9 protein-coding genes are annotated in these 11,870 nt (G+C 47.4%); 6 read left to right on the top strand and 3 right to left on the bottom strand.

Features of this window, described 5'->3' with window-relative positions; translation table 11 throughout:
- Window positions 1-75: 75 nt before the first annotated feature.
- The 3 genes from KNO87_RS09255 to KNO87_RS09245 all read right to left on the bottom strand — a co-directional run bounded on the left by KNO87_RS09255 (window position 76) and on the right by KNO87_RS09245 (window position 2,778).
- Entirely contained in the window at window positions 76-1,395 is a 1,320-nt protein-coding gene (locus KNO87_RS09255) for a Na+/H+ antiporter family protein (RefSeq protein ID WP_214795293.1), read from the bottom strand.
- A 142-nt stretch (window positions 1,396-1,537) separates the two neighbouring features.
- The gene (locus KNO87_RS09250) at window positions 1,538-2,251 is read right to left on the bottom strand and encodes a YebC/PmpR family DNA-binding transcriptional regulator (protein WP_214795291.1); all 714 of its coding nucleotides are present in this window, start codon (window positions 2,249-2,251) and stop codon (window positions 1,538-1,540) included.
- Between the two features lie 80 nt (window positions 2,252-2,331).
- Window positions 2,332-2,778 (bottom strand): MarR family winged helix-turn-helix transcriptional regulator, encoded by a 447-nt coding sequence (locus tag KNO87_RS09245; RefSeq protein WP_031423822.1) that lies wholly within the window; start codon window positions 2,776-2,778, stop codon window positions 2,332-2,334.
- Window positions 2,779-3,167: 389 nt separating this feature from the next.
- Here KNO87_RS09245 and adhE point away from each other — a divergent pair, with 389 nt between their 5' ends.
- The 6 genes from adhE (at window position 3,168) to KNO87_RS09215 (ending at window position 11,839) form a co-directional block, all read left to right on the top strand.
- Window positions 3,168-5,759: a bifunctional acetaldehyde-CoA/alcohol dehydrogenase gene (adhE, locus tag KNO87_RS09240; protein ID WP_214795289.1), complete on the top strand. Its 2,592-nt coding sequence runs from the start codon at window positions 3,168-3,170 to the stop codon at window positions 5,757-5,759.
- Window positions 5,760-5,943: 184 nt separating this feature from the next.
- The gene (locus KNO87_RS09235) at window positions 5,944-7,128 is read left to right on the top strand and encodes a zinc-binding metallopeptidase family protein (RefSeq protein WP_214795287.1); all 1,185 of its coding nucleotides are present in this window, start codon (window positions 5,944-5,946) and stop codon (window positions 7,126-7,128) included.
- Window positions 7,129-7,215: 87 nt separating this feature from the next.
- Window positions 7,216-8,130 (top strand): alpha/beta hydrolase, encoded by a 915-nt coding sequence (locus KNO87_RS09230; RefSeq protein ID WP_214795285.1) that lies wholly within the window; start codon window positions 7,216-7,218, stop codon window positions 8,128-8,130.
- Between the two features lie 135 nt (window positions 8,131-8,265).
- Complete coding sequence (locus KNO87_RS09225) at window positions 8,266-9,009, top strand: DeoR/GlpR family DNA-binding transcription regulator (RefSeq protein WP_214795283.1); 744 nt, start codon at window positions 8,266-8,268, stop codon at window positions 9,007-9,009.
- Entirely contained in the window at window positions 9,006-9,935 is a 930-nt protein-coding gene (gene pfkB / locus KNO87_RS09220) for a 1-phosphofructokinase (RefSeq protein ID WP_214795281.1), read from the top strand. Before KNO87_RS09225 ends, pfkB begins: the two co-directional genes overlap by 4 nt.
- Window positions 9,932-11,839: a PTS fructose transporter subunit IIABC gene (locus KNO87_RS09215; protein ID WP_214795279.1), complete on the top strand. Its 1,908-nt coding sequence runs from the start codon at window positions 9,932-9,934 to the stop codon at window positions 11,837-11,839. The genes pfkB and KNO87_RS09215 overlap by 4 nt, the downstream gene beginning before the upstream one ends.
- The last annotated feature ends 31 nt before the right edge of the window (window positions 11,840-11,870 follow it).

Below are 11,870 nucleotides of genomic sequence, written 5' to 3'. Positions count from 1 at the left end.
CTCATGTATACGGGAATCTGGTTTATTCTCATCCTGATTTTATTAGGGACCATTTATTCACGACGGAAAAAATGATCAAAGCACCATCGCGGCAATCACACCGAAGATGATGAGTGGAATGTTGTAGTGTAAGAACGTTGGCCAAACAGTTTCGCGAAGGTGATCGTGTTGACCGTCAGCGTTCAATCCACTCGTAGGACCGAGTGTCGAGTCACTCGCAGGACTTCCGGCGTCACCAAGAGCACCTGCAGTCCCGATGATAGCAATCGTCGCCTCGACAGAGAAGCCGTACTGTACACAAAGCGGTACGAAAATCGCCGCAATGATTGGAACGGTTGAGAAACTCGACCCGATTCCAAGTGTGATGACGAGTCCGACGAGTAACATGACGAGCGCCGCAATCATTTTAGAATCACCCATCAAATTGCTCGCGCCATTGACAAGCGGATCGATTGCGCCTGTTTCACGAATGACGGCTGCAAATCCACTAGCGGCAATCATGACGAAACCGATAAATGCCATCATGCGCATCCCGCTCGTGAAAATGTCATCGGCTTCTGACCATGGGATGAGGCGGAAGATGGAAAGCAAGATCAATCCTGTCACCGCCGATGCAATCATCGACTCCGTCTGCAATTGGACGATGAGGACGATTAGAACAACGACGAGCGTCATGATCATCTTGAAACCACTCATTTGACGAACTTCATAATCAGTTGGTCCTAGTGCGATTGTTTCGTACGAACGCGGTTTCCGGTAGTGAATGAACGCGGCAATCAAACCAACGACCATCCCTAATGCTGGGATTCCCATAATCGAGACGATGTTGACGTCTTCGACAGCCAAACCGTTCGCTTCGACGTTTGCAATCAAAATTTCGTTCAAGTAAATCCCGCCGAACCCGACAGGTAGCAACATATAAGGTGTCACGAGACCGAACGTCAAGATGGTTGCGACGAGACGGCGATCTAATTTCAATTCATTGAATAAGACGAGTAACGGCGGAATCACGATCGGAATAAAGGCGATGTGAATCGGAAGCACGTTCTGTGAGCTGATTGACAACAATAAGAGAAGCGACAATAAGAACGCTTTGACATAACTCACGCGTTTGCCTGATACGTCACGACCTGACATCGCGATCAACTTCTCAGCTAAGACGTCCGGTAGACCCGTCTTCGATAATCCGACGGCAAATGCACCGAGAAGTGCGTAACTAAGGGCGATGCTCGCTCCGCCGCCAAGACCGTCGCTGAAAGCGGTCAACGTATCGTTAAACCCAAGCCCTCCAACAAGCCCTCCGACTAGCGCAGCTAATATTAAGGACAATACAATGTGCACACGACTGATGGCGAGTGCAAACAAGACGATAACAGCAAGTAGTACTGCGTTCATATTGATCCAACACCTTTCACATTTTCTTTCTCTTGGTATCACTTTAATATGATAAAGACTTTTTGAAATTTAACATATGACGTGACCCTTGTCAAATCGAATATGAAAAAAGCGATAACTCGTGAAAGTTATCGCTGGCATGTTACATGTCGACGTTGTGATAGACTTGGCGCACATCTTCCAAGTCTTCGAGAACATCGATTAATTTTTCAAACTGTTCTTTCGATTCGTCATCGAGCGATACCTCATTTTGTGGAAGCATCGTCAACTCCGCTACGGCAAACTCTTCAACCCCAGCAGCCTTGAACGCAGTCTGAACAGCATGGAACGCTTCTGGCTCGGCATAGACGATGACCGTCTCGTCTTCCTCGATGACGTCACGGACGTCAAGGTCGTGTTCCATCATCAGTTCAAGGACGTCATCTGCCGACATTTGGTTCACACCGATGACTGCTGTCGCATCAAACATGTACGCGACCGAACCGCTGACACCCATGTTTCCTCCGTTTTTACCGAATGCGGCACGGACTTCAGATGCTGTACGGTTCACGTTATTAGTCAACGTATCGACGATGACCATCGCACCGTTCGGTCCGAATCCTTCATAACGAAGTTCATCGAAGTTTTCCTCGTCGCCACCTTTTGCCTTATCGATGGCGCGATCGATGATTGCACGAGGCACGTTATACGTTTTCGCACGCTCCACAACGAACTTTAATGACTGGTTCAACTCAGGATCAGGTTCCCCTTGACGGGCGGCCACATAAATCTCGCGACCGAACTTCGCATAGACGCGACTCGTGTTAGCGTCCTTCGACGCCTTCTTCTCTTTAATGTTGTTCCATTTACGACCCATTACATGTCATCTCTCTTTCCATTTGTACGTAGATTCATTACAGATTATATAAGAAGTTGCGTGAATTGACGAGAGAAGTTTTACTCGTCACCTTTATCCATCTTCTCAACAATCTCGGTGAGCGTCTTCAGACTGTCAATGAGTCGATCGGTTTCATCTTCATTTAGAAAGGCGAGACGTTCCTCGAAGAGTCTGCGGAACGAGTCTCTCCGTTCGAGTAAAATACGTTCACCTTTCTCTGTCAACTGATTCCAAATGACCCGACGATCCCGTTCGTCCGGTACGCGTGTGATATAGCCCTCATTCAATAGTTTCGTGATGAGCGGGGTGACGTTCGGCGGTGCGATGGAGAGTGTCTCGCTAATTCGACCGTTCGTGACAGCCCCCTCGTCCTCAATCAACATCAATAGATGGAAATGAGAGAAGTTCAAGTTCGGGATTTGTGGAAAATCAGATCGACGTAGCAGTTTACGACGAATTAAAGGGATCAGTTTGACGAACTGGTCCGCTGCATCTTGTTTCGGCATAGTAGATTCACTTCCTAGTTAGGTTCTACTTTCATTATACACGAGTTAGGTGCAGTTGAACCTAAAAACGGGTTGATGTGACGATTGATACAGCATAGAAGAGATACAACAGACACAATTAATGTAAGCGTTTACATGGATAGTGACTTACATTTTCATGAAAACGCATTCGATTTTACTGAGGACGCATATAAAAATCAAGAGCTATCAACAAAAGGCGAAAAAATATTGTGAAAGAGTTCACAATGTTGTCACCCACAAAATCTGAAAAACATTGTATTCTATGAATGTGAAGGAAAGCACAATCTCTTGAAAGCAGTCATCACATTGTGTCTTCCATCAAGTCAATATGTTCATTAAAAGCTCTCAATTATGAGGAGGAACCTAACATGGCAGTCAAAGAGAAAGCAAAAGTAGAAACTACGGCAGAACAAATGGTGGATACGCTCGTAGCGGGTGCACACGTCGCACTCGATACGTTGATGACGTTCGACCAAGAGAAAATCGATCATATCGTACAAGCGATGGCGCTCGCTGGACTTGAGCAACACGTCGCACTTGCGAAATTAGCACATACAGAAACAGGTCGCGGTGTCTTTGAAGACAAAATGATCAAAAACATCTTTGCGACAGAATATATTTACAACTCACTCCGTGGAGAAAAAACGGTTGGCGTCCTTGAAGACGATGTTCAAAACGGAATCACGTACATCGCGGAACCAGTCGGTGTCGTCGCTGGGGTCACACCGGTCACAAACCCTACATCGACCACGATGTTCAAAGCAATCATCGCCATCAAGACACGTAACCCAATTATCTTCGCCTTCCACCCATCGGCTCAACAATGCTCAAGTGAAGCTGCACGTGTCCTTCGTGACGCAGCGGTAGCGGCAGGTGCTCCTGAAAACTTGATCCAATGGGTTGAAGTTCCATCGCTCGACGCTACAAAAGCACTCATGAACCACCCTGGTGTGGCAATGGTTCTTGCGACTGGTGGGGCAGCGATGGTCAAATCCGCTTACTCGACTGGTAAACCAGCACTCGGTGTCGGACCTGGTAACGTACCGGCCTATATCGACAAGACTGCGAAAGTGAAACGTGCCATCTCTGACGTCATCCTTTCAAAAACGTTCGACAACGGTATGATTTGTGCGTCGGAACAAGCGATCATCGTCGACCAGGAAGTATACGAAGAAGTGAAGGCCGAAATGACGGCACTTGGTTGCTACTTCTGCTCACCTGAAGAAAAAGCAAAACTTGAAACACTCGTAATCCGCACGGACACATGCGCGGTTAACCCGGAAATCGTAGGGAAGCCAGCAGCGTGGATCGCTGAAAAAGCAGGACTCAAAGTACCAGCTGATACGAAAATCTTGATTGCTGAACTTGAAACGGTCGGCGCAACTGAACTTCTTTCTCATGAGAAATTGAGCCCGGTTCTCGGTGCTTATAAAGTACAATCGCGTGAAGAAGGATTCGCCATCGCTGAAAAAATGCTCGAAATCGGTGGTCTTGGTCATACAGCGGTCATCCACTCAACAGATGACGATGCGATCCTCGAATTCGGTCTTCGCATGAAAGCTTGCCGCATCATCGTCAACTCACCTTCAGCACATGGTGGAATCGGTGACCTTTATAACGAAATGACCCCATCACTCACGCTCGGTTGTGGGTCTTACGGTAAGAACTCCGTCTCAGAAAACGTGACGGCGAAACATCTACTCAACGTGAAAAAGGTGGCGAGACGTCGCGTGAATATGCAATGGTTCAAAGTACCTGAAAAAATCTATTTCGAGAAAAACTCAGTACAGTACCTTCAATCACTCACATCGAAAAAACGGGCGATGATCGTCACTGATGAAATGATGGTCAAACTCGGATTCGCTGACAAAGTTATCAAAAACTTGCCTGCAGGCGTCGAGTATCGCATCTTTGACCAAGTCGAACCAGACCCATCTGTTGAGACGGTCATGAACGGTGCCGAAGCGATGCGTCACTTCCAGCCAGACATGATTATCGCACTTGGTGGAGGTTCACCGATGGATGCTGCGAAAGGGATGTGGCTCTTCTACGAACGTCCAGAAGAGAAATTCTCAAACCTTCGTCAGAAATTCATGGATATTCGTAAACGGACTTACAAGTTCCCGACACTCGGTAACAAATCAATGTTCATTGCAATCCCGACAACTTCTGGTACAGGATCTGAAGTGACACCATTCACCGTCATCACAGACAAAAAACGTAACGTGAAATATCCGATTGCTGACTACGCGATCACACCAGACGTTGCAATCGTCGACCCTGAGTTCGTCATGACCGTACCAGCATCGATTACGGCTGACACAGGAATGGACGTCATGACACACGCAATCGAAGCATACGTTTCAGTCATGGCGAACGATTACACGGACGGCCTTTGCCTCCGCGCCATCAAGATGATTTTCGACTACCTACCAAAAGCGTATGAAAACGGTAGCGACGCGGAAGCACGTCAGAAAGTGCATAACGCTTCAACGATGGCTGGAATGGCATTCGCGAACGCTTTCCTCGGTATCAACCACTCGATCGCTCACAAAATCGGTGGAGAGTTCCACGTACCACACGGTCGTACGAATGCAATTCTTATGCCACACGTCATCCGTTACAACGCTACACGCCCATCAAAACTTGCGGCGTTCCCGAAATATGAGTCATTTATCGCAGACGAGCGTTACGCAGAAATCGCACGTTACCTCGGACTTCCAGCAAGCACGACAGCTGAAGGTGTCGAGTCACTCGTCCAAGCGATTATCGAGCTCGGTCAACGGTTGAACATCAAACTATCGTTCAAAGCGCAAGGCATCAAGAAAGCAGAACTCGATGCGAAGATTGACAAAATGGCAGTCGACGCTTTCGAAGATCAATGTACGACGGCGAATCCGAAAATGCCGCTCGTCGAAGAATTAAAAGAGATTATGTACGCAGCGTACGAAGGTGTATAAGTAAAGAATCGATCAAAGTGCCCGTTCGAGAGAGCGGGCACTTTTTTATTGTTTCCTAAATACAAAAATAAATCCCAAAATTATATTGAAATTGATGAAAAATTAAATAGTCACAATATAAATAGCAATTTATAATAAAACTTGGCATACATAGCTAATTACCTTATAGAGTGGAGAATTTAGAATGTTATTAATCATCGGTCTGCTACGCTCGGTAGCGACAGTATTCCTCTTTTTCAACCCGATTCATCCGACGCCGATTGAGACGGCTGAATATTTTTCGTCAATCGACCGAAGTGCAGACAGTTGGGAAAGTGCCGACTTTTTTGAAACATTAGGAACCGATTTACAGGTTGAAATGGATCGAATCGTTCACTACACAGAGCGAACGACTTATTGGTCCGAACTCCTGATTGAGGGCGAGACGTTTGAAGGGTATTCGAACATGTTGTTTGAAAAACCGTTTAAAGGTAAGGTTTTACATATGCAATGGGGACAAAACATTCCCGACGTCAAAGGAAGAGTGATCGTATTACCGACGACCGAGTTTTCCTACGAAAACGGAGAAGATGCGTACACGATCGACTACGCTGGAGAGATTTTGAATGACCGAGAAGCGAACGCTTATTTGTCATTACTTGCTTCAAAAGGGGCTGCTGGATACATCATCACACCGTATGAAAATAACTCATCTGATATGGGTTATTTGATTACATCATCCTATTTACCACTAGACGGTACAGGGATAGACTCGGAAACGGCAGAACAGCTGAAGGATGATCAAACCGTAAGGGTCAAGCCCTACCACGAAGAAATCCCATATGTCGAATTTGTTCAAACGGGTAAGTCAGACAAGGAAATCATCATCATGTCACGACTTGATTCAACATGGCACGGCGCACATTATTTATCTACGGTCGGTCCCTCAACTGTTTTATACCACCTGATGCAGGTGATGAATGCTGAGTTGCCTGAGCACACGATTCGATATGTCTTTTTGAACGGGAATGGTAACTCGAAAGAAGCGAGTGACGATTATCTTGAACGTCTGACGAATCGAACAGAGAAAATCGATGCGGTCGTCATGCTCGATATTCTTGGAACAGGGGACGGTCCCTTGTTCGTTCGGACGAAAGGAATGAAATCTTATTCTCTGCTTGAGGAGGAGCCGTTTGAAGAATTAGAAGTTCGCTCGTTAGCGAGTTCCCCTGGCGATGCATATGATGAAGCGAAACTCACATATCTCACGTTAAGTGACTCACTTGAAGGGAGTTGGCATGTGCTGACGGAGAAAGATTCCTTTGAACGCCTTTCAGAAGAAGGAATATCCAATGCTGTCGATTTTCTTCACGCTTGGCTGACAAATTAATTACACACATAATGTCGCTGTCCGATGAGACAGCGACATATTTTTTTGGTGGCCGGTTTCGGGTATGATAGAAGTGGAGGCGATACGATGAAACAAGAGATGACGATTACGACAGCATATGGAACGATTGCAGGAACTTTTCTTTCACATGAGGAGCCTCGGGCGACCATTGTCATGTTGAGCGGGAGCGGACCGAGTGACCGTGACGGAAATATGGGTGGCGTCGGTTTTAATACGTACGCCAAGTTAGCTGAGGCACTATACGATCATGGTTACAACGTGTTCCGATACGATAAGCAAGGAATCGGGAAGTCGGATGGTGACTTTAATAAGGTCGGTCTACATGATTTGATTAACGATGCGATTCTTGTGGTGCGAACGATTCGGCAACTAGCGGACGTGAACCATCTCTATATACTTGGCCACAGCGAGGGAGCAGTCCTCGCACCTGCCGTTCAGCTTGAAACGAAAGCGGATGGACTCATTTTATTATCAGGATTCCATGAGTCATCGAAACAGATGTTTTTGTATCAAGCAGACGCCTTAGCAAAGGATGTCGAACGGGTCAAAGGATTGAAAGGCATGTTTTACCGAGTGACAGGTGTGGCGAAAAAAGTAAGGCAACGACAGGATGATTTGCTCGAGCGATCTTTACGTACGAACGTATCCGCATTTAAATATCGGGGACAAGTCGTGAACGCGAAATGGATTCGCGAACATGCCTCGTATGACGTACGAGAGCGGTTAGAACATGTCACAGTTCCGGTCCTTGCGATTACAGGGGGACGTGACGTTCAAGTCCCACCGGAACACGTCCATATGATTCAGACGAAAGGGGAAGTTACGTCCTCTATCATCGATGACATGAATCACCTTCTCGTGGAGCGAGATTCGCCGCATTCTCTTCTGACGCTTCATAAAGAATACCGCGAGGCGATTGATGAACCAATTCATCCAAAACTCGTGCAAGAAGTGGTGGAGTGGTTAAGAAAACAGTCATAAACACAAAAAACGGTCATTTATTGACCGTTTTTTGTGTTATAATTGTGACAGATTGAATGTATCTGAATGTTTTTGAATGATTTTAGTTGTTTTTATAATGAAAACGCTTTATATTAGACGTATGGAGGGAACAAGATGTTAACGAAACAACGACATCAGTTGATTTTACAACGCTTATCTGAGCAGAAAGTCGTCAAATTGAAAGAGTTGGTTGATTTGACGGATTCATCCGAGTCGACGATTCGCCGTGATTTGACGGACCTCGAAGCGGAAGGATATCTGGTAAGGGTGCACGGGGGAGCGACACTCATCGCGACTCCTGACGAAGAACCGACATTTGAAGAGAAACGAGATCGTTTCGTCGATGAAAAAGTTGCGATTGCACGGAAGGCCGCAACATTCATCGAAGACGGCATGTCGATCTACTTAGATGCCGGTACAACGACGCAGGCAATGGTTCCGTTTTTAGAAGGAAAGAAAATTGTCGTCGTCACAAACAGTCTACCGATAGCGAATGAATTATTTGATCTTGATATTAAGACGTTTGTGATTGGCGGAGAATTGAAACGGTCGACTCAGGCGCTCGTCGGATACAACGCGCGTGAGAGCATGATGAACTATCGAGTTGACCTCGCTTTCCTCGGAATGAACGGAATCGACCTTGACGCAGGCTACACGACACCAGACCCAGAAGAAGCGCTTGTCAAAAAGACGGCAATTGAATTAGCACAGACGTCATACGTGCTCGCGGACGCATCGAAAATCGGGAAACGAACGTTCAGCCGAGTCGCCACGTTAGACGCTGCGCAATTGATCACATCAAGCGATGCATCAATGAGTTCCATCCAAACAATAACAAAGGTGGTGAATGCGAAATGATTTACACGTTAACACTCAACCCTTCTATTGATTACTATGTGACATTACCAGAAGTAAATTTAGGAGAAGTGAACCGAATCGAAGAAACGACCGAACGAGCAGGTGGAAAAGGGATCAACGTTTCGATCGTACTTCGAGAATATGAAAAAGAAACGAAAGCTCTTGGCTTTATCGGTGGAACGACAGGAGACTTCATCAAAAAGTCGCTCGTCGACCATGGCGTACACACGGACTTCGTCGAAGTGAACGGAAATACCCGAATCAACGTCAAGATTCGTGCTAAAGAAGAGACCGAATTGAACGCGAGCGGACCGAATATCACGGATGGTGAACTCGAACATTTACAAGACAAGTTCGACCAAGTCGATGAAGGTGACATCGTCGTTCTTGCAGGGAGTATCCCAAGCAATTTACCAGACTCGTTATACCGGACAATCGCTGAATCGATTCGTGAAAAAGGTGCCGACTTCGTCGTCGATACGACGAAAGATGCCATGCTTGAAGTCCTTTCGCTCGAACCGTTGATGATCAAACCGAACCATCACGAGTTAGGCGAACTGTTCGATACAGAGATCGAGACGTTTGAGGACGCTCTTCCTTATGCGGAGCAGCTCGTCGAACGTGGCGCGAAAAACGTCATCATTTCATTTGCAGGTGATGGAGCACTACTCGTCAACAAAAACGGCGCGGTTACGGCGAACACACCGGTCGGGAAACTCGTCAACTCAGTCGGTGCCGGAGACTCACTCGTTGCCGGTTTTGTCGCAAACGTCAAAGAAAAAGGCGAACAGGAGGCGTTCCGCTACGCTGTCACAACAGGTAGTGCGTCCGCATATACGTTTGGTCTTTGTTCAAAACAAGATATTGACCGATTGATCGATCAAGTACAACTTACACCACTTAAACGAATGGAGGAAACAACATGAAAATCACGGACTTGCTCCAACGCGATACGATTCAATTGAATCTTCGCGCCAGCTCTAAGCGTGAGGTCATCGAAGAACTCGTCGATGTCCTAGACCGTGCCGGCAAACTATCTGACCGTAACGGATATCGTGACGCCATCTTAAAACGTGAAAGCGAGAGCACGACAGGACTTGGAGAAGGGATTGCCATCCCCCACGCGAAAACGAGCGCCGTCAAAACACCAGCCATCGCTTTCGGTCGTTCAGAAGGCCTCGATTATGAAGCGTTAGACGGTCAACCAAGTCGTCTCTTCTTCATGATTGCAGCTGGGGAGAACGCAAATAACGAACACCTTGAAACGCTCTCTAAATTATCGGTCTACTTGATGGACCCAGCATTCCAAGACCGCCTTTATGCAGCAACTTCTGAAAGCGATGTCATCCGTGCCATCGAGGAGAAGGAAGCGGCTGAAGAGAAGCCAGAAGTCGTCAAACCTACGAATGAAGATGCACCGTTTATCTTAGCAGTCACGGCTTGTCCGACAGGAATCGCCCATACGTATATGGCAGCGGACAGCTTGAAACAAAAGGCGGAAGCGATGGGCGTCGATATTAAAGTCGAAACGAACGGTTCTACTGGAGTGAAAAACGAACTTACACGTGCAGATATCGATCGTGCAACAGCAATCATCGTCGCAGCAGATAAAGCCGTAGAAATGGATCGTTTCGCTGGAAAGCGTGTCATTGAAGTACCGGTCGCGCAAGGAATCCGTAAACCAGAAGAACTCATCAATCGCGCCGTCAATCAAGATGCGCCGGTATATGAAGCTTCAAAAACATCTGGTGCACCGAAAGAACAACGTACAGGTATCTACAAGCACTTGATGAGCGGTGTATCTGCAATGCTCCCACTCGTTGTGGCTGGTGGTCTCTTGATCGCGATCAGCTTCTTCTGGGGCATCAACTCGGCGAACCCGGATGACCCGTCTTACAATGAATTTGCCGCCCAGTTAATGACAATCGGTGGAGCTGCCTTCGGTTTCCTCGTTCCGATTCTCGCTGGTTTCATCGCCATGTCGATTGCCGATCGTCCAGGTCTCGCGCCAGGTCTCGTCGCAGGGGTACTTGCAAGTCAAGGGAACGCCGGATTCCTCGGTGGTCTCATCGCCGGTTTCTTGGCAGGTTATGTTGTTCTCTTCTTGAAGAAGGCACTTGCGAAGTTGCCAGCTTCACTTGAAGGAATCAAGCCGGTCCTCTTATATCCGCTACTCGGATCGTTTATTTCAGGTATGGTCATGTTGCTCGTCGTCAATGAACCGATTGCAGCACTGATGACATGGTTAATGGATACGTTGAACAGCATGAGCGGCGCAAACGCCATCCTTCTTGGTGTCATCGTCGGTGGTATGATGGCAGTCGACATGGGTGGTCCGATCAACAAGACGGCATACGTGTTCGGTACGGCAGCCCTCACAGCTGGAAACCAAGAAGTCATGGCAGCCGTCATGGCGGGTGGAATGGTGCCACCAATTCTTGTCGCACTCGCATCGACTGTATTCGCTCGTCAGAAATTCTCGAAACAAGAGCGTGAAGCAGGTAAGACTGCCTATATCATGGGAGCCTCATTCATCACCGAAGCGGCCATCCCGTTCGCTGCAGCGGATCCGATTCGCGTCTTACCATCTGCAATCCTCGGCTCTGCAATCGCAGGTGGATTGTCAGCATTCTTCACGATTCAATTGCCAGCCCCACACGGCGGAATCTTCGTCTTCCCACTTCTTGAAGGAGCTGGAAATGTCGCGATGAGCATGGGACTCTATGCCCTTGCCATCTTGACAGGTGCCCTCGTCGGCGCATTGCTCCTCTCATTCTTGAAGAAGCCGTTAACGTCGTCTACACCGGTCCAATCAAAAGAAGTCGCATAACGCTTGAAGAGCCGTTGCCTCGGTCGAGGTG

The organism is Exiguobacterium sp. s34, from assembly GCF_018617435.1.
Taxonomy (GTDB): domain Bacteria; phylum Bacillota; class Bacilli; order Exiguobacteriales; family Exiguobacteriaceae; genus Exiguobacterium; species Exiguobacterium aestuarii.
Note: the sequence above shows the minus strand (reverse complement) of the source record. Positions and strands in the feature narration are given on the sequence as shown.